General features: G+C 44.6%; 25 protein-coding genes and 1 pseudogene. All 26 read right to left on the minus strand.

Annotated elements, in window-relative coordinates:
- Window positions 1-106: 106 nt before the first annotated feature.
- Window positions 107-1,378, minus strand: coding sequence for an alginate export family protein (locus tag YH65_RS06360; RefSeq protein WP_046551139.1), 1,272 nt, complete (start codon window positions 1,376-1,378; stop codon window positions 107-109).
- Between the two features lie 90 nt (window positions 1,379-1,468).
- Window positions 1,469-1,705 (minus strand): hypothetical protein, encoded by a 237-nt coding sequence (locus YH65_RS06365; RefSeq protein ID WP_245609173.1) that lies wholly within the window; start codon window positions 1,703-1,705, stop codon window positions 1,469-1,471.
- A 14-nt stretch (window positions 1,706-1,719) separates the two neighbouring features.
- A complete protein-coding gene (locus YH65_RS06370; protein ID WP_046551141.1) occupies window positions 1,720-2,460 on the minus strand; it encodes a sulfite exporter TauE/SafE family protein in 741 nt (246 codons plus the stop codon).
- Window position 2,461: 1 nt separating this feature from the next.
- Window positions 2,462-2,824: a rhodanese-like domain-containing protein gene (locus YH65_RS06375; RefSeq protein ID WP_046551142.1), complete on the minus strand. Its 363-nt coding sequence runs from the start codon at window positions 2,822-2,824 to the stop codon at window positions 2,462-2,464.
- The gene (locus YH65_RS06380; RefSeq protein WP_046551143.1) at window positions 2,821-3,693 is read right to left on the minus strand and encodes a c-type cytochrome; all 873 of its coding nucleotides are present in this window, start codon (window positions 3,691-3,693) and stop codon (window positions 2,821-2,823) included. Before YH65_RS06380 ends, YH65_RS06375 begins: the two co-directional genes overlap by 4 nt.
- Window positions 3,694-3,727: 34 nt before the next feature.
- Window positions 3,728-4,123: a rhodanese-like domain-containing protein gene (locus YH65_RS06385; protein ID WP_046551144.1), complete on the minus strand. Its 396-nt coding sequence runs from the start codon at window positions 4,121-4,123 to the stop codon at window positions 3,728-3,730.
- A 397-nt stretch (window positions 4,124-4,520) separates the two neighbouring features.
- On the minus strand, window positions 4,521-5,231 hold the full coding sequence (locus tag YH65_RS06390; RefSeq protein WP_046551145.1) for a cytochrome c biogenesis CcdA family protein: 711 nt from the start codon (window positions 5,229-5,231) through the stop codon (window positions 4,521-4,523).
- 2 nt (window positions 5,232-5,233) lie between these two features.
- Window positions 5,234-5,953 carry a formylmethanofuran dehydrogenase subunit E family protein gene (locus tag YH65_RS06395; protein ID WP_046551146.1) on the minus strand — a complete coding sequence of 240 codons (720 nt, stop codon included), beginning with the start codon at window positions 5,951-5,953 and terminating at the stop codon, window positions 5,234-5,236.
- Complete coding sequence (locus tag YH65_RS06400; RefSeq protein ID WP_011981102.1) at window positions 5,946-6,194, minus strand: thioredoxin family protein; 249 nt, start codon at window positions 6,192-6,194, stop codon at window positions 5,946-5,948. Before YH65_RS06400 ends, YH65_RS06395 begins: the two co-directional genes overlap by 8 nt.
- Before the next feature lie 9 nt (window positions 6,195-6,203).
- Window positions 6,204-6,788, minus strand: coding sequence for an MTH895/ArsE family thioredoxin-like protein (locus tag YH65_RS11765; RefSeq protein ID WP_084722044.1), 585 nt, complete (start codon window positions 6,786-6,788; stop codon window positions 6,204-6,206).
- A 31-nt stretch (window positions 6,789-6,819) separates the two neighbouring features.
- The gene (locus YH65_RS06410) at window positions 6,820-7,767 is read right to left on the minus strand and encodes a permease (RefSeq protein WP_046551147.1); all 948 of its coding nucleotides are present in this window, start codon (window positions 7,765-7,767) and stop codon (window positions 6,820-6,822) included.
- 105 nt (window positions 7,768-7,872) lie between these two features.
- The gene (locus YH65_RS06415; protein WP_052746114.1) at window positions 7,873-9,237 is read right to left on the minus strand and encodes a 4Fe-4S binding protein; all 1,365 of its coding nucleotides are present in this window, start codon (window positions 9,235-9,237) and stop codon (window positions 7,873-7,875) included.
- A gap of 7 nt (window positions 9,238-9,244) precedes the next feature.
- Complete coding sequence (locus YH65_RS06420) at window positions 9,245-9,607, minus strand: carboxymuconolactone decarboxylase family protein (RefSeq protein ID WP_046551148.1); 363 nt, start codon at window positions 9,605-9,607, stop codon at window positions 9,245-9,247.
- 104 nt (window positions 9,608-9,711) lie between these two features.
- Window positions 9,712-10,488 (minus strand): DUF4395 domain-containing protein, encoded by a 777-nt coding sequence (locus tag YH65_RS06425; RefSeq protein ID WP_046551149.1) that lies wholly within the window; start codon window positions 10,486-10,488, stop codon window positions 9,712-9,714.
- On the minus strand, window positions 10,485-13,592 hold the full coding sequence (locus tag YH65_RS06430; protein ID WP_046551150.1) for an efflux RND transporter permease subunit: 3,108 nt from the start codon (window positions 13,590-13,592) through the stop codon (window positions 10,485-10,487). The genes YH65_RS06425 and YH65_RS06430 overlap by 4 nt, the downstream gene beginning before the upstream one ends.
- A gap of 3 nt (window positions 13,593-13,595) precedes the next feature.
- Entirely contained in the window at window positions 13,596-14,606 is a 1,011-nt protein-coding gene (locus YH65_RS06435; RefSeq protein WP_046551151.1) for an efflux RND transporter periplasmic adaptor subunit, read from the minus strand.
- The gene (locus YH65_RS06440) at window positions 14,603-15,880 is read right to left on the minus strand and encodes a TolC family protein (protein WP_046551152.1); all 1,278 of its coding nucleotides are present in this window, start codon (window positions 15,878-15,880) and stop codon (window positions 14,603-14,605) included. Before YH65_RS06440 ends, YH65_RS06435 begins: the two co-directional genes overlap by 4 nt.
- On the minus strand, window positions 15,877-16,533 hold the full coding sequence (locus tag YH65_RS06445) for a TetR/AcrR family transcriptional regulator (RefSeq protein ID WP_046551153.1): 657 nt from the start codon (window positions 16,531-16,533) through the stop codon (window positions 15,877-15,879). Before YH65_RS06445 ends, YH65_RS06440 begins: the two co-directional genes overlap by 4 nt.
- Before the next feature lie 252 nt (window positions 16,534-16,785).
- A complete protein-coding gene (locus YH65_RS06450; protein WP_169745665.1) occupies window positions 16,786-17,229 on the minus strand; it encodes a hypothetical protein in 444 nt (147 codons plus the stop codon).
- A 437-nt stretch (window positions 17,230-17,666) separates the two neighbouring features.
- Window positions 17,667-18,821: pseudogene (locus YH65_RS06455) on the minus strand (IS1380 family transposase); the annotation flags it as partial.
- 82 nt (window positions 18,822-18,903) lie between these two features.
- Window positions 18,904-19,701, minus strand: a complete 798-nt coding sequence (gene istB, locus YH65_RS06460; protein WP_046551156.1) for an IS21-like element helper ATPase IstB — start codon at window positions 19,699-19,701, stop codon at window positions 18,904-18,906.
- Window positions 19,692-20,798 (minus strand): IS21 family transposase, encoded by a 1,107-nt coding sequence (gene istA, locus YH65_RS06465; RefSeq protein WP_046551157.1) that lies wholly within the window; start codon window positions 20,796-20,798, stop codon window positions 19,692-19,694. The genes istB and istA overlap by 10 nt, the downstream gene beginning before the upstream one ends.
- A gap of 83 nt (window positions 20,799-20,881) precedes the next feature.
- Window positions 20,882-21,139, minus strand: a complete 258-nt coding sequence (locus YH65_RS06470; protein WP_046551158.1) for a hypothetical protein — start codon at window positions 21,137-21,139, stop codon at window positions 20,882-20,884.
- 290 nt (window positions 21,140-21,429) lie between these two features.
- On the minus strand, window positions 21,430-23,019 hold the full coding sequence (gene pckA / locus YH65_RS06475; RefSeq protein WP_046551159.1) for a phosphoenolpyruvate carboxykinase (ATP): 1,590 nt from the start codon (window positions 23,017-23,019) through the stop codon (window positions 21,430-21,432).
- Between the two features lie 133 nt (window positions 23,020-23,152).
- Window positions 23,153-24,502 carry a sodium ion-translocating decarboxylase subunit beta gene (locus tag YH65_RS06480; protein ID WP_046551160.1) on the minus strand — a complete coding sequence of 450 codons (1,350 nt, stop codon included), beginning with the start codon at window positions 24,500-24,502 and terminating at the stop codon, window positions 23,153-23,155.
- A 2-nt stretch (window positions 24,503-24,504) separates the two neighbouring features.
- On the minus strand, window positions 24,505-26,292 hold the full coding sequence (locus YH65_RS06485) for a biotin/lipoyl-containing protein (protein WP_046551161.1): 1,788 nt from the start codon (window positions 26,290-26,292) through the stop codon (window positions 24,505-24,507).
- Window positions 26,293-26,324 lie beyond the last annotated feature (32 nt).

The following is a 26,324-nucleotide window of genomic DNA, read 5'->3' on the forward strand; positions in this document are numbered from 1 at the left end:
ATTTTTTTAATTTTTTCTGAAATATAGTCATGTTCACTTGTGATGAATCAGTTAACACTGAGTATATCCGACATAAAACCTCTTTTCCTATAATTATAGTGTTTTTTTACTCTTTGAAACTGTATTCCACCTGCAGAAACAGTCTCTGGGCATCATTGTCCGATACATTTTTGGTTACAAATGCACCAGCATCAAAGTAGGCATAGATCACTTGAAACTCCAGATCTTTTGCATAATCCCATTTGTACTCTATGTCATATTCCTGGCCAAGCTCGCGTTCATGATTACCATTTTTATTGTATTTTTTATAATACGTCCATGCATCATTCGCATTTGCCAGAGAGAAATCATGCCAGGAGAGTTTCAAGTGCATTTTTTCGGCAGGATACATATGCAATTCAACAACATTTTCGACAAGGTTGCTCCATTTCATGATGTCCATACGTCCGTACAGCGAACCGTCCGTTCCGCCAAACGGTGTCCTGAATGTCTTTACTGTATTGTCACCCGGGTCATCATCACCACTGGCATATATCTGTCCTATGACGACATTTGGCATCCATGTGAGCATTTTGAATCGGTAGCCGACCTTTGCCGCATAGCCATAGGCATCATAATCTTTTATCTTGATCGTCCCATCCGCTTTTGCATAGGTAAGATCGTAATTGAATCCAAAAAGATCCGTATCATAGGCCCGAAATCCGAATGTATAGCTTTTTTCCGTGTTTTGCCCGTTTCCGGTACCGGTGTATAAACCATTTTTATATACGATGAACGGTTCTACTGCCCCGTTTTCAGCTGTTTTGAAATGCGAATAGATTCCGGCACCTTCATACACGTGCTTTCTAAATAGCGAGAGACGGCGTTTGTCTTTGTCTTTGGTTTCTCCATAAAACAGATCTACAAAATTTCCATCGAACCTATAGGAAACTTTGGCAAGATCCCACAGCCAGCCATAGGAGTTGCCCCAGCTTCCCGGCCCCAGGATCCTCTTGTCTCCATAACGGTTTGACTCACGGCCTATTTGGCCGGAAAGACCCTGAATTCCGGCAAGGTTTTTTACTTCCAGGTTCAACGCAACAAAATCAAGATCTTCCTGCGGATCCATCCAATATACTTCATTGCCGCTTATCATTTTGAAATCATTATAGTCAAGTGACCAACCATAAACACTTGCATAATATCCTTCTGCAGTGAATTTTATATTGGGAGAAAGCCGATAGACAAATCCCAGTTGAATACGGCTCACAAGCAAAGTGTCGTAAGGACTTCCAATGAGGGATGCTTCAGTACCATACGCTTTTTTGTTCATCCCGTCAAGTGTTTCAAAGCGCTCTCTGATATCCCCAACAAACGTGAAGTCCCCGGCATGCACCATATGGAGTCCAGTAAGTAGTAAGGCAGCTCCAACTGCTTTTCCTAGTTCAATTTTTCCAAATACCTGAATCACTTGTAAACATAAATCCTGTTAGTCATCTTGTTTTTTTTGACATTTCTTTTTTCGGATCTCTTTGATTTCTTTAACCTCATTCTCTATTCCTAAGAGCATATCATACTGCTCGGTGTCAGTTTTATGATGTTCCTGCATTTTTTTCTTTCGCTCTTCTATGGTATCTAACCATTCATCTACAACTTCATCTGAAACAGTGCAGTCCAAAGCATCCTTTTTCTCATTTTCCAACATCTTTGTAGCTATTTTTTTCATTATATGTAACATCTTTACGCTCCTATAAGTTTATAAATCATTTTTATCGCCAAAAGCAGTAACACAACTGCAATAAGTTTTTTCACCTGCGAAGGCGTTAAACGGTAGTGCATAATTCTGTCACCCAAGTAACCGCCAATTATTGCCGCTACTGTCACGACACCTAAAAGAGTCCAGTCCATATCTACAAAACTAAGGTACGTAGCAAATGCTCCAAGCGTTGAAAACGGTATGACAAAACTGATGGCATAGGCAGCTTTTTTTGCATCAAAGCCCAAGAGGATGAGAAGCGGCATAATGAGTGAACCGCCACCAACACCGATAGTCCCAGATATTAGCCCGACTGTTGCACCTATGACATACAAAATCCATGCCTTATCATAGACTACTTTTTGTTCTCTGTTTGAAAATATCAGCAGCAAAGCGCTGACAACTAAAAATGCAACAAGCACCCATTCAATAATTTCTTTTTGCACATACTGACTCATCCATGCACCTATAGGTGTTGCTATCATAATAGAGATAATAAGAGGTATGGCAAATTTAATGTCTAAAACACCGCGGAAGAAATTCATAATCGACGCAGTAATCGTTGAAGCGGAGTTAATGAACAATCCTATGGCTTTTGCCAGATTTAAGGGCATACCCATCATCGAAAATATGGGAACAAGCCCTATGGCTGATCCTACTCCACCCATGGAGAAGAGTGTGGAAAGTGCTAATGTCAAGAAAAAGTATATGACATAATATTCCATCTTAGAGTTTTATCCCTTTTGCTTTTCCGCCTTTAAGTACATCCATCAAGCCTAAAAGACCGCCTACAAGGTATTTCACTTCAAAACCTTGGCTTGCAAGATAGGTTCGTGCCATATTCGAGCGGTCAGCTTTTGGACAGGCTACGACAATAAGTTTGTTTTTAGGCAGTTCATCCAGGCGTTCAGGAAGTTCATTTGCCGGAATTTTCAAACCAAAGTTCACTTGCCATACAGCTGTTTCAAAAGGTACACGAACATCAACAAGTTCACATTTTCCTTCATTATATAAAGAGATAAAATCTTCAATCTCTATACGCATATTTTTCATTTCACTCGGTACTATTTTTCTCGCTAATTCATTCATTTGTTCTCCTTTAATTTATATCCGCGAATCTTATTTATATCTAAGCCAAACTGCTCAAAATTATTTTTAATACTGTAAGTTCCTAGATTAGCCCTCTCTTGTGCATTGATGTATAAGGACAGATCAATAGCTTCTTTGTCACTTAGTGTATTTGCTTGATGCAGTGGCATATTGGACTGAATCCATACAGCACTGTTATCAAGTTTACTCATACTGCCATCAGCTGTATACGAGAGCCATCTTCCATCTGCATCTTTACCCCACAATGGCGGCGTCATCTTATTTCCTGCACCATTTACGCCATGACATGCTGCACATTTAGCCTTAAAGAGTTTCTCGCCTTCAAGATAATTTGCATGGGTTGCTCGTCTAATGATTGGTTTAAATCTTTTCTTTTTGTCTTCCCAGATCTTCGTTATCATAAAACTTCTAGGACCTTTAGGATTCATTTTTACTTTTGTTCCTTCTGAGACCCATGTAATGTAACTTGTCATAGCAATACCGGCTTTAGTATTTAAAATAGATTTCTTACCGGCCATACAGCGTATAAAACAACCATCAATTCTCTCTTGAAGTGTTTGTACTCGCTTATAACGACTCGAATACGCCGGAAAAGCACCAGCTGTACCTATAAAGGTACCAATGTTTTGCGTTGTTCCTGTTCTGCCGTCTTTTCCTTTGAGGTGACAATTTCTACACTGTAATTTGCTCTGAACTAAGTCTTTTGTAAGAGGATGCGTGTCTGTATTATTTATTATATCTTCACCGAGTTTCACAGTTTTACCTAGTACTCCCGGTGGATATTCAATTGCATAAGAAGAGACTTCAAACAATAGAACTAATAATAAAACTTTAAATATATAATGCATAAGAATTCCTATTTTTTCCTTTGAATTAATTAATTTAGCCTTTTAGTTTATTCATATAATCTCGCGCTTTATCACCACGCAGACCTTCAACTATCCCAAGCATGCCATCTGTGAGATATTTTGCATCAAAGCCCTGCAGTTTTAGATAAAGTCGAGCTATTTCAGCACGGTCATAATGAGGACACATTGTCACAATAGTTTTGCTTTTATCTATCTCATCAAGTCTATCCGGCAACTCATTAAGTGGTATGTGATCACCAAAGCCTAAACTCCAGGCTGCATACTCCTCATTAAAACGAATATCTATGATTTGCAATTCACCTTTTGCATACTGTTCAAAAAGCTCCTCACGCTTTATTTTCATATCTTGTCGTTCCTGGTAATCAAAACCTCTGAGGTATTTGTCAAACTCTTCTATTTTACTTTGCATTCATAATCCTTTTAATTTCCATTAACTAACCGGTTAGTTAATTATATTCTTCTTTATCTTAAACTATTATTAAAGATATAAGAGAATATGATCTCAATTCTCTTCCAGATGTATCTACCGAGATACTACCTCGATATTCAGTGCTTCAAACAGTGTCAGTATGTCCTCATCGAGATCTGCCTCTCTCCCATCACGATCCTATCGGCGTGAATGATCACAAGGATGAATCCAACCGTACTCCATATCTCTTCGGGTGTCTCTATACCCGATTCAAAGAAGACCGAATGGACGATCTCATAAGATATGATATATCATAGCACTAGAAAGTAAGTTGTGTTCCTATGATCAGAGAAGTACTATTAGCAAAGAAAATAACCATACAAACTAAAGGGAACCTCTAAAGCTGCAGATAGGCTTCATAGAAAAAGTAGATCCCGAATCCAAGCAGAAGCAGCGCGAAGCCTTTGTTGATCCAATCAGATATCTTTGCCATAGTACTGCTCGAAGCGATACTCTGTGCAAAGCCCACAGAGACACCGGCGATCAGCAGCAGCAGAGAGTGTCCCAGCGCGAAGGTCAGAATGAGCCCGTAGGCCTGCAGATATCCGCTGCTGCCAGCCAAAGACATAATAGCAAACAGCGGTGCAGAGGCACAGGGTGTACTGACAAGTCCGAAGATCAGACCAATGAGAAAACCGCCAAAGAGACGGTAGTGTATCAGCCGGTGTATGATGGCCGATTTGTCCACCTCTCCAAGCACACCAAACGCATAGAGCGCGATAAGGATGCTCACCATCCCTGCAACCAGGTAGGCCCACATCGGTGCAATGGAGAAGAACCCTCCGAACTTGGCGACTATGAAGCCCAGAATGGAGAAACTCAGCGCCACACCCAGTGCAAAGAGTGCGGTAAAAAGGTAAGTGTAGACTACCTTTTTTCTGCCCTCAAGATCTTTGTTCAATGCAACTGCACTGCCCACAAGCAGCGGGACGGCCACCAGTGAACAGGGAGCTGCCGCAGTGATGCTGCCTGAAAGAAAAGCACCCGCATAGGTAAGCAGAGAGTTCGACTCCAGAAGATGGGCGATGAAGGGCTGCAGTTCACCCATGTTTACCTGCCGACGTTTTTATTGATGACATCACTTCGCGAACCGATATCATCCATCTTGAATTCGTACTGATAGTCCTTCAGTTTCGTGATCTTCAAAAGCTGTTTCGGATCAGTGTTGAGCATAGTTGTCATCGCTTCAAAAGCAAGTGCTTCCACTTCATCGATATCTTTGGGAGTGATCTTTTCACCCTTTTTCTGCTTTGTTCTGATCTCTTTTTCTTTCTTCTTGAGGGCTTTGATGAAACCCGTATCGGCAAGCTCTACCTTGTAAGTCTCACCTGTAGAGATCTTCTGCACGATGAAACTGCCTCCAAGAGAGTTGTCCAGTGAGAGTGTCCTGTGGTTGATGCGTGCACCGCTCATCAGGCTTGAAGTATCGACCAGGCAGGGACTGTTCTTGGCTACCACGCGCAGATCTGTCCTGTCTATGACACCGTCGGCAAAGAGTTTTGGCAGAGTGTTGGAGAGTTCCACATACGCCAGTACCAGCCCGTCACAGAGGTGCCCGTGTGCACGTGCAAGTGTCTTGATGTCGAGCTTTTTTGGGTAGAGGTTGTAGCGCCCCAGTGCACTGTCAGTGTCTTTGACCAGCACCGGTTTTGCATTGGGTGCATTTTTGACAGACTTTTCGTAAAAAGCGTCATCGATGTTCAGATGCGCTACCTCTCCTGCCCAGACCGCCACGCCGGCAAAGGTCAGTAACAGTGCCCTTTTAAGCATTCTTTTGCGCTTCTTCTATGAGCTTTACCACTTCATCGACACTCAGCAGTTTTCCCGTAGACTTCACTTCACCGTCAATGACAAGGCCGGGTGTACTGACCACATTGTACTTCATGATCTCCATGATATCATCGACCTTTTCCACCTGATGGAAACCACCCACTTTGGCAAGCGCTTCCTGAACGACTTTTTCAAGTGCCACACATTTAGCACATCCTGTTCCGAGTATTTCTATTTTCATTGTTTCTCCTTATGCGCAGCAGGCTGCGTCTGTTTTTTCTTTGATAATGTTATCGCTTTCAAGCAGTGCTCTGATCTCTTCTGCTTTGAGTACCTTTCCTGTACTTCTGACCTTGCCGTTGATGACAAGCCCCGGTGTGTGCATTACCCTGTAGGCTGCAATTGTCTGCGGGTCTTCGACCTTTGCGATCTCAAAGTCACCCTCCAGTCCGTTTACTGCCTCTTTGGCTGCTGCTTCGAGCTCTCCGCAGCGTTTGCATCCGCTTCCGAGTACTTCTATCTTCGTCGCAGTGTCGCAGCAGCTGTCATCGTCGCTACAGCATGCTTCAGCTTTGGCAGGCTGGGCTGCGGAAAAAGACGAAACCTTCGTCGGTGCCGCAGGTGTACAGCAGGCACTTGTGTTTTGTGCCGGGGTAGAAGCACAGCAACCCGATGCCGGATCGCAGGTGCCCATCTTCATCTCCAGCGGGCACCAGTTGACGATGCCTGTGATCAGAGGTATGATCCCCAACGCGAACCACCAGTTCTGTGCGTAAATTCCGTAACCTATCAGACCCAGTCCGACGACTATCCTGACTATTCTATTTGTACTCATGCAATTCCTTTAGATATTTCATCTGTGTCTCCTATGCCAATATAAAGTTGAATAGGTACCCTACCCCGATGATACCCACGCCTACAATACCAAAAAAGATCGCGATCAGTTTCGTATGCAAAATCTTTTTGAGGATCATCGCTTCGGGCAGGCTCAGTGCCGTAATGGCCATCATGAAACTCAGCGCCGTTCCAAGCAGCATACCTTTGTTCGTCAGTACCTCTACAAGCGGCATGACACCCGCGGCATTGGAGTACATCGGGATACCCAGGATCGTCGCTAACGGTACACCGTACCAGTTGTCACCGCCTGCATATTTGGCAATGAAGTCTGCCGGAACATAGCCGTGGATGAAGGCACCCACGCCCACACCGATGAGTACATAGAGCCAGATCTTTTTGAAGATGTCCCAGGTGTAGTCCCATGCCTCTTTAGCCCGCTGTTTTACGGTCATTTTTATCTCGACCTCTCCCAGTTCACCCTCCATCGGCGTGACGGGAATGAGAATATACTTCTCCATTCCCAGCTTCCCGATGACATAGCCGCCTACGATCGCAACAAAAAGCCCGAAACCGATGTAGACTGCCGTGATCTTCCAGCCAAAGAGCGTGAAGAGCATCGCTATGGCGATCTCGTTGTTCATCGGTGCGGAGATCAGGTAGGAAAAGGTCACACCCAGCGGGATACGTGCCTGAATGAAGCCCAAGAAGAGCGGAATGGCCGAGCAGGAGCAAAAGGGTGTAATGATCCCAAATAGTGCAGCCAAGACGTTCCCGTAGAGTTCTGATTTCCCCTGAAGGTGCGCTCTGACGTACTCTGTGTTGAAGTGTGTTCTCAAGTAGGAGACCACAAAAATAATGACGATCAGCAAAAAAAGTATCTTTACTGTATCGTAAATAAAAAAATTGACCGTGTCGTTGACCCTTCCGGTCAGGCCGAGAAGGTCGACAGTCAAATGGTCTACTGTTTCTTTCCACATGGGGATCCTTTATTAGAGATGCCTATAAAATGATAGAGAGTATAGCATATTTTTTATATTATATCAAGATATCTTGATATTTAGTTATTTTTATTTATAGAGGGTTTAAAGAAAACAGAGAAGAAGATACGATACAGGCAATAATGCCAACCACCAAAAAGCCTTTCTTTTGGCTTCATATGGCTTGCCTTCACTGATGAGATCGATCCTGCGAGAGAGAAGAAGCAGAGTCCATGCCACGGCAATGAAGTCAAAGACACCGAAGAGATCGAGCCACCCTGCATCGGGAGAGACCAGTGGGTCAATGAAACCAAACGGCAGATGAAAGGCTTCGATAAACCCGTTGACGACGTTATGGAAATAGCGGGTAAAAAAGCTGGTGATGGCTACACCAATGGAGGAGACAAGTGCCAGCGGCGCATAGGCATACCCTACTTCAGTAAAAAGTGTTTTTCTGTCTATACCCAGTTTCTCCTCAGCTTTCTTAAACCCCATATAGACTACATAAAGCGTAAAAGAGACAGAGACAAGCAGTGTTAGTACTGCTTCAAAATTGAGAGGGCTATGCGGGGACACCCCTTTGAGCCACTTGGAGATCCACATCCATGGCAGCCAGGCAGCAAAGTCACTGTGATTGAAGTTGGTCGTCAGCTTCATGGTCAGGGTCATGAAGGCAAAGAGCAGAAGATAGGTCCACACATCTACCGCTCTGGCACGACGGATAGGCTGGGAAAGTGAAAAACCGAATCCTTTGGACTTGTAGCTGATCGCGGCACAGGCGTTGGCACAGTCCATACAGAGCGTACAGTCACCCATACTGTTGTTTTTGTCGAAATTGAACGGAGACTGCCCGAACTCACACACCTTGGCACACTCGAAAGTCGTGCAGGTATCACAGGCACTGCGGTAACTTCCCAGCCACATGAAAGAGATACGGGAGAACGCATTGCGTATGGCGCTGATGGGGCAGATATGGGCACAGTAGCTCATGTCTTTGAAAAGAAAGTAAAAGAGAAAGGCCAGCAGCGTAAAGAACGTGTAGAAGAACGCTACAGCGACCGGTTCAGCAAAAACGGCAGGGAAAGCATAGAAAAGCCCCCAGTAGACGCCCAGGACGACTCCGAGACTAATGTAGGGATTTTTCAATACTTTGGGCATTTTAAAGGCTTTACCTTTACGCTTGATGATCTTCTTACCGACGAATGCCAGTGGACAGACTGAGCAGAAGTACGCACCCAGTGTCGGCAGGGAGATAAACATGAAAAAGGGCCAGAAGAATGACCAGAAGACCGCTGTAGTGAAGTGGTTCTCAGAGGCCTTGGGATGAACGAAACCGTACGCCAGAGCGTAGACGAATACACCAAGCGCCACACTGCGTACAATAAAAAGCGTTTTGGGATTCTTAAAAAAACGCTCTCCCCACCTGTAGGCAAAGAGATCATTCTTGTCACGCTCTATCGTCTCGACCATTTTTGTGTTAACTCTCGAAGGTATCGAACGCCGCTTTGGCATTGCCCATGACAGCGCTGCCCTGCGCATGCTTGACAATTCTTACCAGATAGGCAAGTTCTTCTTTGGTAATACCCATTTTTTTAAGCATTCTTGTCTGTTCCATGACACATTCATCACTTCCAAGTGTAATGGATGCAGCCAATGCGATCATCATCGAAGTTTTTGGATCGAACGGGTTCTTCTCATCCTGTACACTGAACTTGCTGCTCATTGCCTGCTCGACCAGAAATCTCGGATCGATCGCCTTTGCGCTGTTCAGACTTTGGGGCAGTGCTCCCATTTTCTCTATCATCATTGCTTCTACCTGTTCCGGTGTCGGTGCATGCATTATTATTCCTTTAAATATAATTTATTTGATAAAACATTTGGTTTTATCTTCAAAACACTCCCAAAGGAGTGCAAAGGAGTGCTTCAAAGAGAAAACATATCACATTACTCGTCCTCATCATCATCTTTGAAGAAAGCATCTACTTCAGCTTGTTCTTTTGCTTTTTTAATGGCATCACGTTCCGCCTTCATAGCATCTAATTCCTCCTGACTCATCATAAGGGTCTTCATCTTTTTGACAAAGATCGTTTTATCCGGCAACTTTGTAAAATAGGCGAAGATTCCGTATCCCATAACCAGTATGGTAAGAACAAGAATGATCTTCTGTGCCGGAGAAAACCGTTGGATGGGCTCTTTGATCTGTATCTCACAGACACCGCCCGGACAGTATTTGGGGTCATTCTTTTTAACCCATTCAAAAATCTTGCATCCCAGACAGATGGAAAATGCCGCTTCAAAAAAGAGAAGTGCCATACAGATAAGACAGACCAGGACCTTCAGCGGATTTGGCTGCAAATCGATGACCAGATAGTAGAACATCGGCCATGCCAGGATAAACCCAAGTGACCAGGCAAAACGTTTCTGTACCGCACCGACATACTCGGGTTTCTGATTCTGCACAAAAAATCGCCCCAGCATCAGACTCGGGGCATAACGCGGCTGAACGACTCTCATGGTAAAATCGATCGCAAAAAATGTTACAAAATATTGGGAAAAGACAGGCGTACCGAGCATCACACCGTTCATCAACCCCAAAAAAGCACCGACGAACAGAATGGCTGCCGCTGCACGCGCTTCTCTCTCATTGAGTACAGGCACCTCATAACCAGCTACCTCCTCGCCGTAAGCGAAAAATTCATTTACCGTGCTACGCATACTCATTTCAGCAATGCCTTCTCTACTTCATTGATAGGATTAGTCTTTTTGTTTCCTTTGTCAAAGATGTATGCATACATCGGCACATACACCAGTGTCAGCAGTGTACCTACCAGCAGACCGCCGATGGCAACATCCGCCAAAGGAGAAAGACGTTCCAGTCCGACCGCCTGTTCCAGAGCAATAGGAATCATCCCCGCAATGGTACCGAACGCCGTCATCATGACCGGACGGAAACGCACGCGTACGGCTTCCTGTGCACTTTCGAACGGACTCTCGCCTTTTTCCCTGTAGTCCTGATAAAAATCTATGAGCAGGACGGCATTCTTGATGATAATACCAAAGAGCAGCAGTATCCCCAACAGGCTCGGCATACAGCTCGGCTTGTCAAAGAGCAGCATCCCCCACGCCGCACCAATAAGCGAGAGCGGCAGTACAAGAATCATAATAAATGCAAGTCTGACCGATCGGTAGATCGCAATCAGTGTCATAAGCAGAATGATCACACCCAGTCCGATGGCTTTGAGCATACGCTTGAAGCTGTCGTTGATCTGGGCAATATCCCCTGTCTGGTCTATCTGAATATCACTGATGTCAGCATCTTTGAGTGCCGCGATCGTATCGTCAGTCAGATGCGTGACCGGACGTTTCGCACGGTAACCGTTGACATCAACACTGTAGAGCATTTTGTCACGCTCTATTTTGGCAAAGGTCAGGTGCCGTTTCAGCGTCGCGATCTGGCTGAGCGGTATCTCTCCGTTAGGTGTCGTGATCGGCAGCAGCCTGAGCGTCTCGATATTCTGCGAGAATTTTCCTTTCAGATAGAGCCGGACAACCTGCGTGTTCATCGACTGGAAGTCCGCATTGAGTCCGACGACCTGCCCTTTGATCGGAAGCTGCATAGCGATCTGGTACGGTGTAATGCCGTAGCTGAGCGCTTTGTTCTCATCGATGTCAAGTTCCACTTCCATGAAATCCTTGTCCCAGCTGGTACTGATGGAAGTCAGTCCTTTGACATCTTCAATGGCTTTGGCAACCTCATGTGACGCATTCGGCAGTCCGTCAACATAAGGGGAACTCAGCCGTACATCGACCGTCGCTTTAATGGACGAGAGTGCCGTCGCACCGAAGTCGAATACATCATTACGTTTAAGCCCGTCTATATGGGAGAGCTTTTCACGAATGACATCTTCAAGTTCCCACATACTCTGTTTTCTTTCAAAACGGTTCACTGCATTGATGGTAATGGTCGCTTCGGCAGGCAGGTTACCCGAACCCAGACTGAGTACTCCCGGTTCCGTTCCGAATGCAACAGAACTCATTTTGATCCATTTCTGTTTATCGAGCCAGTTCAGGAACGGCTGTATCTTTCGTTCAGCACTCTCTACTGTATCATTGGAACTGAAAGCGATCTGTGCTTTGATGATACCGGTATCCATTGGCGGCATGGCATCCTTACCGATGGTCGGCATAATGTTCTTCATACTCATAAGCAGGATCATGATAACACCAATAGTAAGCATCATACGTCTGAAGAACCAGAATTTGCCGTTTGAAAAACGGATGATCCCAACATAAGGCCCTACCAGACGCCCAATGGTATTTTGGTAAAACCATTCAAAACCGTTTTCGATCTTCGTTTTGCCTACACCGTTTTTGTAAAGCCACTTTGAAAGTAACGGAATGAAGGTAATGGAAAGGAACCAGCTCACCAGAAGCGCAATGATCAGTGTTTCGATAAGAGGCTTGAATATCTTCTCCGGGAATCCACCGATGAACATCAGAGGAAAAAGGATGGCGATGGTCGCAACAGTACCTGCAAATACCGGACTGAGTACCTCTTTGGTCCCCTTAACAATGGCCTCTTCAAGATTCTCATGCCCCTCTGTCAGGTGCCGTTCAATATTCTCCAATACCACAACCGCATCGTCGGTCAGCATTCCCAGTGCCAGGATGATCGCCGTGTAGATAACAATATTGAGCTCACCGCCCGTTAGCCAAATGATGGCCATGGTCGAGAAGAACACCATAGGGATGGAAAACCCGGCAGCCACGATGGCACGGAAGTTCCCCAGAAAGATCATAATAACCAGCAGAGTATAGATGATGGCGTCACGCAGGGCTTCCAGCATATTGTCGTTCGCCTGTTCGATCAGGTCACGCTGCGTATCGGAGATCTGAAAACGGATATTGGGGTATTTCACCTCAAGGTCCTTCATTTCAGCCCGTGCCGCTTTGGATACATCCAGTACAGAGCCGCCGGGTGCACGCTGAACAGCCAGGGCAACGGCATCTTTACCGTTGCCTATGTAGCCGCTGGTACGTTTCTGATAGCTCCATGAGACCTTCGCGATATCTCCCAGACGTACATTGGGCATGATCTGAAGTTGTTTCAGGCGCTGGACATTGTCCTTTTCCCCATAGAAAGTGACCGTATAGAAATCATTCTTCCCTTTGATGAAACCAATGGGCATATCTCGGTTAAGCGTAGCGATAGCTTTGGCAATAGTTTCGAAGTTCACATGGTACTTCTTCGCCTTGAATGGGTCGACCTCGATGTTGATCGCGCTCTCATAGCCACCGAATACTTCTACATTACCGATGGTTTTATTACTGAGGAGAGCCGGTTTGATAAAGCTGTCTGCGATCTTACGGATATCTGCAAGCGTAACCGAATCATTCTTCGGACTCATGGCAATGACATCAACAGGCAGGGTGAAATCCCCTGCCGTATAGATGGCAGGGTTCGTACCCTTGGGCAGTTTGGCCTTGACGATGCTCAGTGCATTGGCCACGTCGACCGCTGCGGCATTAAGCCCTTTTTTATAACCAAACTCTGCTTTGACGATAGAGTAGTTCGCCACATTCACGGAACTGACATCGGTCACAAGCCCCAAACGGGAGATCTCCTGTTCAATAGGCTTGGAGACGGTCGAAGCCGCTACCTGCGCCGTTGCACCGGGCACGTTTGTAATGACGATGACCTGCGGCGGGTTTGCATCGGGGAAAAGGTTCTTGGGCAATGTTACCAGCGCGATGATCCCCATGATGAAAAAGGCGGCGATCACCGAATAGAGCAGATAAGGCCGTTTATAGAAAAACTCGAACATCCGCTACTCCTTTACTTTGAGGGCATATCCGCTGGTCAGTTTCAGGAGTATGTCCGGTTTGGCTACAACGATCTTTTTACCTGTGATATCCTCTGAAACGATCACTCCCTGCTCTGCACTCTGGACAATATGCACTTCTTTTGCCGAAGCATGGTCCTTGTTGACAAGCAGTACATAGCTTTTGCCTTCACGGTCCAGAATAGCGTCAAAAGGAAGTTCGATCCCTTTCCCCTCGAAGATCACGACGTTGACCTCTACACGTTCGCCGGAGCTGAGCCCTTTGCTGTCACTGATATAGGCTTTGTACTCTTTCAGTCCGCGGAGTGTACTTCCCAGACCGTGCAACGTATACTCTTTGCCGTTGAACAGGACAGATTTTGGACTGATATCCTGCGGCGTACGTACCAGGAGACTAAAACCAGTCTCCGCACTGATCTGTACCAGCGGTTTCCCTGGCATGGTCACATCCCCGACAGCAGCCATCGTCTTGGCAACAATGCCGTCTATAGGAGCAGTGATGGTCGCATAGCTCAACTGATTCTCTGCCGCTTTGAGTTTGGCTTTGATCGACGCAATCTGGGACTGCTCTTTCTGCAGCTGCTCGATGGAAGCACCTTTGACCCTGTAAAGCGCCTTGGTACGTTTATGGCTTTTGAGCAGATTATCAAGCGAGATCTTCAGGGCATTGATGTTTGCAGTGAGATCCGTCGTATCGAGTGTGGCAACAATCTCTCCCTTTTTCACTTCACTGCCGCTCTTGACAATCTGTTCGACACGCGATGCGATGCGTGAAGAGAGTGTGACATCCGTCTCATTGAGTGTCTCTGCAAGATACGGCAGTGTCAGTTTAACCTGTGCGACCTTGGGTATCATGGCCTTTGCAACGATCGGATAAATCTTTGCAGGAGGAGTGGATGCTTCTTTTGCACGTTTATCATGGATCAATTTTGCACCCAATACTACCAATGCAATAATCACAACCAAAAACAATAATATTTTTAACACTTTTTTCATTTTACTATCCTTCTTAAATCATTTCCGTAAATTACCGCCAGTTGTGCAGTATCCTGCCATTCCTTGGCTTCCGCCTTATAGAGTGCCGCTTTGGCATCCGCAAGGGCATCTTCATAGCGCAGATATTCTTCCTGTGTGATCGTCCCGTTTGAAAATGAGACTTTGGCGATCTTCAGCAGCCGTTTCTGCTCGGTAACACTTTTTCTTGCCAACACTACAGACTTTTTCAACAGCCGGATCTCATGTTCCAGCTGTTTCGCCTGTACCGTGAGTGCATGTTCTGTCTGGTCCAAAGTCGTCTTCTCTTTGAGGTAGTCCACTTTTGCCTGCTGTGATACCGTTCCTTTGGAGGAATCAAAAAGCGGCATGGAAAGATACAGACCGGCTGTTCCGAAATTCTCATGCAGTGATTTACCGTTATTGTAGGCATCTGCCTGGGAAAGCGTATAGTTCCCTTTGGTTACAATGCTGGGGATATAAGCTTCATCTGCCGCCTGCATACCTTTTTTACCTGCTTCGACTTTGCTTCGAAGCGGTCTGAGTGCAAAGATCTCACCTCTGTTTACCGATGCCTTGGCACGCATGGGGACACTCTGTTTCAAGTGGATCCCTGTCAGTGTTTCGATCTTTGAGCTCAGAAGGTTGATACTCTGGTCGATATTGTTCATTGCAATATCAAGTTCGTTGATGTGGCTGTTGAGAACGAAAATAGCACTTTGGGGTGCCCGCCCTTCTTTGACTTTCACTCTAACGGTGACCTGTGTCTGCAAGATGGAACGTTTTTTTGCCTTTAACGCATTTTTCAGTGCTTCAAGGTAACGCAATTGCGCCACAGAACCGACCACTACGGCTTCCCTCTGTATGAGATTGAGTTTCTTCTTTTCTTTGGCCGCCAGATTGAGCAGTTCGGCTTTCTCTTTGAGTGTATAGACTGACTTGACGAACAGCGGCCAGGTAAAATTCACTCCCTCACGCATGATCTGCTTGCTGAAAGGCTGTGGTATTTCCTGATGTGGTACCATCTTGAACATTTCATTTGGAGGTACCGGTAACATACTGTTTGGAGAATTGGATATTTCATATCCGGCATATAGACCGACTGTCGGCATCAGCTTGTCACTTAACGCCTGTTTGCCCAATGCGCTCTTTTCCACATCCAGCATATCGAGTCTGTGTTCGGGTCGTTTCTCAAGTGAATTGAGTAGCGAGGTGATGGATGTAGCCTGAAGCTGCAATGTTGCAGCCAGACCGACCAGCCATAGTTTATGTTTCATAGTGAATCTCCTTTTTTTGTTGTACCCAGCATACGGAATATTTTTTCCACTACATAGTCAGCAATCTCGTCAATATCACAGGAAGAGCAGGTATCCACATCGATATCTTCCATATGTGACGCTTTGATACGCAGCGGTTTTGTCGTGATCATCAGGTTGAGCGTACCGAGGACCATAAAGTAGAGTATCATCGGTACCGCATTTTCAAAGCATCCCTTTGCTTCTCCACGTTTTAAAATATCACTGAAGAGCGCAAAGAGCTGCCGCATAGAAGCGAAAAGCATCTCTGGTATAACTGCACCGCTGTCACTGAGCTCTTTGAGCAGCAAAGAAGGCAGGTAGGGATGCTCGCAGGCGAATTTCGCGTAAGTACGGATGAACCCTTCGAGTTCATCTTTTGGCCTGCTGTGCTGTTTGTTCTCTTCCACGATCGTCTGCTGTATCTCAATGAGTACTTCCCGCATGACCGCTTCGTAAAGTCCTTTTTTGTTCTTGAAGTAGTAAAAGACCATCGCCTTATTCAGTCCACATTGTTCCGCCAGTTCATCCATCGAAGCCGATGCATAGCCTTTTTGGGAAAAAAGTTCTATGGCATGGGTAATGATGAGCTGTTTGGAAGCTTCCGCATTGCGTTTCTGTATTTTTTTAGACATAAGTATCCTAATTAATTAACTGGTTAGTTAATTATAACAGATAAAGCTTCAACTTTATATTAAAATGGGGGAATTTTGTATGATTCATTACGTAAGGCCAATATAGTCAAAAGGATTATACTGTTTGAGGACAGTAAGTTTAGAATTAATAGTCAGGAACCAATTTATCACAGATAGAATAAATGCTCTCATTCATCACTTTTGATTCTCGGATGGATCGGGAACAAACCCGATACATCTGCCAATTTTACCTTATTCGGCAAGCACTGTAACCTGCATTCCAACCATGTCTATAAGTTCTATAGTTGTTAAAAAGATTATAGTCTTTTTTGATGCCACGATGCCTTCTTGACCAGCATCCATCACTGTATCCTCTTTGATAATAGTTATGTGCAGGATGTCTTCTGCATTCTTTGTAACCTGCATTCCAACCGTTTCTGTAACTTCTGCGATTATTATAGAGACGTCTATTTTTTCTCGTACCAGGATGTCTTCTTGACCAACAGCCGTCATTATATCCTGTTTGGTACAAGTTTTGACTATAATGTCTTCTACATCTATTATAGCCGGCATTCCAACCATTTCTGTAACTATAACTGTTTCGATAAAGATAACGGTCCTTTCGCCATGTACCGCGTTTAGAGCTGCATCCGTCGCGAACCCCCCGTCTGTAATTTGCATCTCTGTTAATACCATAGTTGTAACCATCATAATAATATGGATCCCCAATAGCAACCTTCTGGACAACCAAGGCTTCCCCATATGGTGCACACCCCGTAAAACTGAATGCAGCTACTAATGCAGCTACAAAAATCATTACTTTTGAAATTTTCATTTATACTCCTTTGCTATAATTAAAATTATTAATTATAGCACTTTAGTAACAGAAGTGTCAATTTGATAAAATCCCAAATCCGTAAATAGCTCTCAAGTACATTAATTCCAGAATGAAAGAATAAACGATTTCACAATTTTATTCATCATAAAATGAGATTGCTTATTTCATTGTGTAAGAAGGTATCCTATCGCTGAAGGATACTGTGTATTTTTTACTAATAATGCTGTTTTTCAGGCACTATTCTAGTGTTTTAAGTTTGTGTCAAATTGATATTTTTTGGAACATTATATGCGTATCATTCCAGGGAAGCCTTATATATACGCTCCCTTATAGCATGAAATATTTCTACAAATTCTTCTTGAACTTTGAGTATGATCTGCCTGCTGTGCCTCACAACCTTTCCTGCTAAACGATAAAACTTATAGCGTACCGTGGCAACCGTATGTTTTTGCCAACTATTTTGCAGCATTTGTTTAAAAAGGATAAAAAGATTGTATGCCAATACACCTATCTGAAAGTAAAATGCATTGGAGATAAAATTTGATGAAGGAAGATAATTGAGATTGAAACCATTTTTAAGTTCTTTGATCCGGTTCTCGCTTGTATCTCCACGTTTACGATAGAATCTAACAACCTCTTGTGCGGACATACTTTCATCTGCATTGGTAGCGATAACATGATAATGTTCTCTGGCAAGATCAAGTTTTTCGTCTATACTCAACATATCCCAGATCTCCGGAAGTACCGGTGTCACTGTCTTCTTAACAACAATCAGTCTAAAGGCATGGTCTGTGTGCTGCATGGTATGTATAAACTCAGCTACTTCTTCTTTAAGGTGATGTGCTGTACCTTCTTTGGTTTGGAATGATTGCCACTCTTTAATTTCTTTGATATTGGCGTAGACGGAATGATCTAAGTTGGCGCCCACGGTATAGGAGATATGATGATTATTGCAGTGGTTAAAAAGTTCAGCCTGATAAGAAGCAGAATCTGCTCTAAAAAAAGAGAGTGATTTTGCTTTGGGTAATTGTTCCAGACATCTTTTTAGAAACGTCAGATTATTATCTGCGGGCGCAATATTGCCTGAACGAAATTCACTGTGGACCACATATCCACCATTGATATGTCCTATCATGGGTGTATAGCCACTTTGCATTTTATAAGTTGTCACTGCTGTACTTTTTTGTGAAAATATCACCGAAGCATCAATATCAAGTACCAAAGGCTCATCTATCGTTTTTAAATGTCTTTGCAGTAACTTACGATTAATAGACTCAATTCCATAGATACCATGTAGTCCGTGACGTGTGATCCATTTTCCTACACTCTCTGATACAGGTATACGTTTAATCTTCAACGTCTCTTTGATGGCTTTATCTTTATGAATCATACGTAAGTCATCCAGAACCCTTCCTCCGCTATGAAGCATCAGCAGTAATGGTTCTATATGTCAACCGCGGAGTTAAATTAGGCAGTTTTTCGTGAGTTTTTTTCACGAAATGTAACCTCAAGCAACACGTGTATTTTTAGTCTTATTTTTTACTCTTTTTAGGTTCAAATTCGTAAAGATCAGAACCATTCATTTCTTCCTCCTTTTTTTCTTTTAATCGATAAGAATCTCCAAGTATATTTATCACATGAGAATGATGTAAAAGTCTGTCTAAAATAGCAGTAGTCACGACTTTGTCATTGGCGAATATGCCACTCCATTGAGAGAAGACCAAATTGGAAGTTACAATGGTTGAACCTCTTTCATATCTTCGGGAGATTACCTGAAAGAAATGATGGGCATCTTCTTTGCTCATAGGGAAATAGCCTATCTCGTCAATGACCAGCAGTGCCGGTGCCAGGACTGCCTGTCTAAGAAAGGCATCATACCGCTTCTCTTTTTTAGCCTGGCTCATTTGCATGATCAGGTCGCTTGCCGTTACAAACCGTGCTTTGATACGCTTCTGAACAGCTTGATATGCCAGTGCTATCGCCAGGTGTGTCTTGCCGACACCGGACTGCCCCAGCAGGATAATATTCTCTTTTCTTTTTACGAATTCCATCGAGGAGAGTTCTTCTATCTGTCTTCTATTGACGCCTACAGTAAAGTCGAAGTCAAACTGTTCGAGTGTCTTGATCGTAGGGAAACCTGCCATCTTTGTAAGTGTTGCCTTGCTTCTCTCAGCCTTACCCTCAGCTTCACTCTTCAGTGCTTCGTAGAGGTATTCACTGTATTTCCAGTTCTCTTTGGCAGCACGGTTGCTCAGTTCATGGTAGGCATTAGCAAGCGAGGGAAGCTGTAGTTCTTTGCATAAGAGCACTATCTGTTCATTTACTGCCATGCCACACCTCCGGTGATCATGCTGTAGGTAAGCAGATAGGCAACAGCTGCAGGAATGAACTCGTCATAGCTTTGGAGATCACGTTGTGGGATATGCACGCGTTGTTTCACTTGTGTTTTATGGGCTTGTGTTATACTTCTACTTGTAGCTTTTAACAGGTGGATACCAAGATAAGGCTTCGGTACGGGAAGCAGCTGCAACTGCTCCTGTGCAAGTAATTCAAACGGCTTTTGCAGGGTAGTCTGATGTATTCTCGCATTTGCACTGTAATCAAGCCAGTCCATCACTTCGGCATTGGCATTCTCTTTGGTCATCTTATATCCCATCATCGACAAACGCACTTTAAAAGCATTATGGAAACTGTAACGCAGATAGTGATTGAAACGTTCCACTTTTCCTTTGGTCTGTGCCCTATAGGGCTTACATACCTTTAGATCCATCCCGCAGTGCTTGGCAAAGTCGCGGAATTGTTCATTGAACTTATGCTTTCCTCGTCCGTAGGCATTTCGCTTGATGATCACGGTCTTCATGTTGTCACACAGCCCTTCTGTCGGTACACCGCCAAAGTAATTGAAGGCATTCATATGGCATTGAATCCATGTTTCTACTTTCTCATCCGTGACATATTCTACATACGAAGCCCTGGAATATCCCATGGTCGCAACAAAGGCAGAGAGCCCGTCTTTAGGGAATTCTACCCAGTCCACCTGCATTTGATGACCGGGATCGGTCTCAAAGCGTATGCGAAACTCATCTTCTTTAACACGTTCTCTTAGATTATGTTTCTGCATGATCTCCTGCATCCATCGAAGAGAACCCGTGTAGCCCATCTTTTTTATCTCGTCATAAATGGATGTGGAAGGGATATGTATATCCAGTTCATGGGCTTTCTCCAGCATACTGGCTATATGGGGAAGGTAGGCATCCACTGTCGTTCCCGGTGCTACTCTTTTTATTGCTGGGACATGTCCCTCCGGCAGTTTGGCATACTTTGAAACAGTATCCCGGCTCAAGCCAAGTTTGCGTGCAATGGCACTTTTACTCAACCCCTCTTTTATCATCTTGTGGATCATTTTTACTTCACCTTTTTTAAGCATAAATCTCCCTTCAATTTTATTGAAGAAAGACTCTAACAGATTTACTCTGTTTCTTTGGCTTTTTGGTTGTAAAAACTACTCTTTTAGCAGTCTTCTATACTGCCTATTTTAGCACCGCGGTTGACATTTAGCTGTTTACAGTGCTCCTGAAGACCTTTATCAAGCACTATAGGTTTAGTTATTTCGAGTGGCAGACCCGAGTTAACAATAGCAGTACATTCATTTAGTAAAGCATTTAGTGTATCCACTTCACCTTGTGTTTTAAATGTTCTGTATATCTCTTTACAGTTCAAAATTTGTGTTAGTGCAGATGGCACTCTCTTTCTGTATTTTATAGACATAGGGTTTCCTTGTAAAATGAATTACAAACTACCTTCATGTATTAATTTGTGGGGTAAATGTGTGGGGTATCACTGAATCAAACACATCAGATAACGCTGTATCGCGTAACTCAGTTTGTAGAGTACTTCCTTGACATAGAAATTCTTCGTTCTTATCTAAAATTTAAGTATATTTATTTGTTGTTTGTACTAGAAGCTCTATTAAATACCAGTGAAAAAGTTGATGGAATTCTTGATAGATGGTAATGAAGAAGAAAGTCTCTCCCCGCCCGGGAGAGTCTGAAGAAAGATTACAACTGAGGGCCGGCAGAGGCAAAGTTAAATTCGCCGCCTTTGTCATCATAACGGTGGAAATTCTCCTGGAACATTTTAGCAAGTTTTGCCAGTGAAGCATCGTATTCTGCTTTGTCTGTCCAGGTATTTCTCGGGTTGAGCACTTCAGTATCTACTCCCTCAAGTGTTTTGGGAATGGCAAGGTTGAAAGTGTCGAGTGTATCAAACTCACTCTCTAAAATAGCCCCACTTAAAATACCATTGATACACGCTCTGGTATTTTTGATGCTCATACGTTTACCCACACCGTATGCTCCACCGGTCCAACCTGTATTGACCAGATAAACGTTCACACCGTGTTCATCGATCTTCTCACCCAGTAGTTTGGCATAGACTGTCGGGTGAAGTGGGAGGAAAGCTTCACCAAAACAGGCAGAGAAAGTCGCTACCGGTTCTGTGATCCCTCTTTCCGTTCCTGCTACTTTTGCGGTATATCCGCTCAGGAAGTAGTACATTGCCTGTTCTTTTGTCAATTTGGAGACTGGAGGCAGTACACCGAATGCATCGGCTGAGAGGAAGATAATGTTTTTGGGGTGGCCCGACTGAAGGTCTTCTTTATGGTTTTCAATATGCTCTATAGGGTAGGAAACACGCGTATTCTCCGTTTTTGAATCGTTTGTATAGTCTACGTTCCCCGTCTCATCGGCCACGACATTCTCAAGCAATGCATCTTTGACGATGGCACCATGGATCTCCGGTTCGCTTTTAGGGTCGAGGTTGATTACTTTGGCATAACATCCGCCTTCGAAGTTGAAAACACCGTTATCATCCCAACCGTGTTCATCGTCCCCGATCAATGCACGGTTTGGATCAGTCGAAAGTGTTGTTTTGCCTGTACCTGAAAGTCCGAAGAAGAGACATACATCACCCTCTTTGCCGACATTCGCGGAACAATGCATGGAGAGTTTACCCTCAAGCGGCAGCCAGTAGTTCATCATGGAGAAGATACCTTTTTTCATCTCTCCACCGTACCATGTTCCTCCGATAATCGAAACATTGTCTTCGATATTGAATACAACGAATACATCAGAATTGAGCCCGTGTTCTTTGTATTTTTCATCGACTGCTTTACAAGCATTGTAGACTGTGAAATCCGGTTCGAACGTTTCAAGTTCCTCTTCGGTAGGACGAATGAACATATTCTTGACAAAATGTGCCTGCCATGCAACCTCTGTAATGAATCTGATGGAGCGTCTGCTAGCTTTGCTGGCGCCCGTATAAACGTCCATCACATAGATATTTTTACCTGAAAGTTGATCTTTTGTAAGATCAAACAGCTCTTCATAGATCTCTTTTTTGATAGGCCTGTTCACGTCCCCCCATGCAATGTGCTTATTTGAAGGCGGTTGATCAACAAAATATTTGTCTTTGGGACTTCTTCCTGTAAAAATCCCCGTATCACACATCGCTGTACCTGTGGTAGAGATCTTACACTCTCCCTGGTTTATTTCGTGTGCTTGCAACTCGTCATAACTCAAATTGTAATACACTTCTCCGATATTTTTCAATCCGAGCTTGTCAAGTCCGTTGGGCGTTCTGGTACTCATAGTATCCTCTTTGTATAATTTTGTAAGGCAGTATGGATCTATCCACTGCATGTCTCAAATAAAAACTTTTTCCAAAGTTTTTATCAGAAACTGCAAACCGAAACCCTTCAATGAGGATTCCGGATCGTTCATCTTATTTGAAGATAGAGAGCAGCACCCCTGCTGCAACTGCTGAACCGATAACACCTGCAACATTCGGCCCCATGGCATGCATGAGCAGAATATTACCCGGTTTTTCTTCAGAACCGACCTTGCTTGAAACCCTTGCAGCCATCGGAACAGCCGAAACTCCGGCAGAACCGATAAGCGGGTTGATAGGCTCTTTGGAGAACTTGTTCATCGTTTTTGCCATCAATACCCCGGCAGCCGTGCCGGCAGCAAAGGCAAGAAGACCAATGACCATGATCCCTAGGGTCTCGGCAACAAGGAACTTGTCCGCCTGTAGCGTCATACCGACACCGAAACCAAGGAAGATGGTCACAATGTTGATCAGCGAGTTCTGCATTTCATTGGAAAGTCTGTCTACCACACCGGACTCTTTGGCAAAGTTACCGAAGGCAAATGCACCCATCAGTGGAGCCGCATCGGGAAGGACCAAAGCGATCATCATGATCACTACAACAGGGAATACCAGCTTTTCAAGTCTGTTGACTTTTCTTGTTGTTTTCATAACGATTTTACGTTCTTCAGGTGTGGTCAATGCTCTCATTATCGGAGGCTGTATGACCGGTACAAGGGCCATATAAGAGTAGGCTGCTACCGCGATCGCACCCAGCATTTCCGGTGCCAGGGCAGACGCAATGAAGATCGATGTCGGGCCATCGGCACCACCGATGATCGAGATCGCTGCTGACTGTTTAAGCGTAAAGTCTACCATGCCCGTATACTGTGAAAGTGCCGCTGCACCGACCAGTGAACCAAAGATACCAAACTGCGCCGCACCGCCGAGCAGTGCCGTTTTTGGATTTGCAAGCAGCGGGCCGAAATCGGTCATAGCACCGACACCCATAAAGATAAGCAACGGGAAGAATTCATTGGCAATACCCATGTTGTAGATGATTCCCAGCATACCGTGGGGACCGGTCATATTGGCGATAGGAATGTTGGCCAAAAGCCCTCCGAAGGCAATAGGAAGCAGAAGAAGCGGCTCAAACCCCTTGGCAATAGCTAAATAGAAAAGAATGAATATGATAATGAACATGATCACACGCCCCCAACTCTGTGCGAAGGTGGACATTTCTACCCCCTGACCATTCTTCACACCCTCTTTAGGGTTCAAGATCGCGTCAAGTCCTGTAGTATGAAAAAAGCTGACGATCAACTGCCCGACACTTTTTTCCTTATAGGTAGCTTTCTCTTCGGCTATCAACTGTTCCTGTGTTTTGAAATGATGCGCACCGGCTTCATGCTCACTCGCTGTTGCTGCATTTGTCAGAAAGGCAAATGCAAAAAGCACTGAGAGTAAAAGATGTTTGATCTTCATAACTACTCCATTGTTGCAAGAAGCTGTCCGTCTGTAACAGCATCATTGACATTCACATTGATCGATGCGATCTTTCCTGCCTGAGGTGCCGCAATATCGATCTCCATTTTCATCGCTTCAAGGATCATGATCACATCACCCTCTGCTACGGTATCACCCGGGTTCTTCAGGATCTTCCAGACATTACCCGGTGTCTGCGAATGGATTTCTACTGAACCTACACCATTGGCCGGAGTCGGAGCTGCCGCTGCCGGAGCCGTTGCCGGTACCGCTTCGGAGATCTGTATATCCGCATCACCCTCTGCTACCTGAACACTGTACTTCTTGCCGTCTACCACTACTGTATAATTTCCTGCCATTTCTGCTTCTCCACTGTTGTTTTCTTTACCTTTTCTTACCATGAGAGGACTTTCGCCTTTCAGGAACGCAATACCCTTCTGATCACATGCACCCGCGATGAAGATATTCTCTTCAGTCGTTTCAAGTCCTTCATCTTCAAGTACTTTCTTCCAGTGTGCAATGGATTTTGTCTCATCTCTGTCTGCAATATCAAGAGGATTTTCCGTTGTAGGATCGAGCTTCAGCTTCTGTGCCGCCAGCTCCATGATCTCCTTGTCCGGCTCTACCGGTGTCTTGCCAAAGTAACCGAGGACCATACGGCCGTATCCCGGAGCAATCTGCTTCCATGGGCCGAACATAACATTCGCATATGCCTGCTGCCAGTAGAACTGGCTGACAGGTGTGACCGAAGTTCCAAAACCACCGCGTTCAACGACCTCTTTCATCGCTTTGATGACTTCATCGAATTTGTCAAGATCGCCATTGTCTCTCATCATCTGAGTATTGGCAGTCAATGCGCCTCCAGGCATTGGAGAGAATGGTATGAGTGGAGAAACCTGTGTCGCTTCCGGCGGGATCATGTAGTCAGCCAGGCATTCTTTGAGTCTCTCTTCGTACTTCAGTACTTTGTCGAGTTGAAGGTCACCCAGGTTGTAGTTTGTTCCCTTGGTGGCATGAAGCATTGTAAGGATGTCCGGCTGGGCAGTACCGCCGCTTACCGGTGATGCCGCCATATCGATACCGTTGGCACCGGCTTCAAGCGCTGCAAGGTAAGAAGCAACCGAAACACCTGCTGTTTCATGCGTGTGCAGTCTGAGATGTACACTTTCTCCCAGAAGTTTTCGTGCCATTTCGATCGTCTCATAGACTTTATGAGGATTAGCCGTTCCCGAAGCATCCTTGAAACAGACAGAATCAAACTCGATACCGCTGTCGAGGATATTACGGAGTGTTTTTTCATAAAAAGGTACATCATGTGCCCCCTTGCATCCCGGAGGAAGGTCCATCATGGTCACAACGACTTCATGGTTCATACCGTGCTTTTTAATGCACTGTGCGGAATACTCAAGATTATGCACATCATTAAGCGCATCGAAGTTCCTTACCGTTGATGTACCGTGCTTTGCAAACATCTTTGCAAAAAGGTCTATCATCTCACGGCTGCCCGTATCGAGCATTACGGTGTTGATACCGCGTGAAAGTACCTGAAGATTCGCATCGGGACCCACGATCTCCCTGAAACCGTCCATCATTTTGAAGGCATCTTCCTGAAGATAGAAATAGAGTGACTGGAAACGCGCCCCGCCACCGAATTCAAAGTGTGTTATACCCGCTTTTTTTGCTGCTTCAACCGCCGGGAAGAAGTCATCCATAAGTACACGACCTCCAAAGACGGATTGAAAACCGTCTCTGAATGTTGTGTCCATTACATCAATATATTTTTTAGCCATTTAAACTACCTTGCTGTTATGATTGTCATCAT

Origin of the sequence: Sulfurovum lithotrophicum (genome assembly GCF_000987835.1) — a bacterium.
GTDB lineage: Bacteria > Campylobacterota > Campylobacteria > Campylobacterales > Sulfurovaceae > Sulfurovum > Sulfurovum lithotrophicum.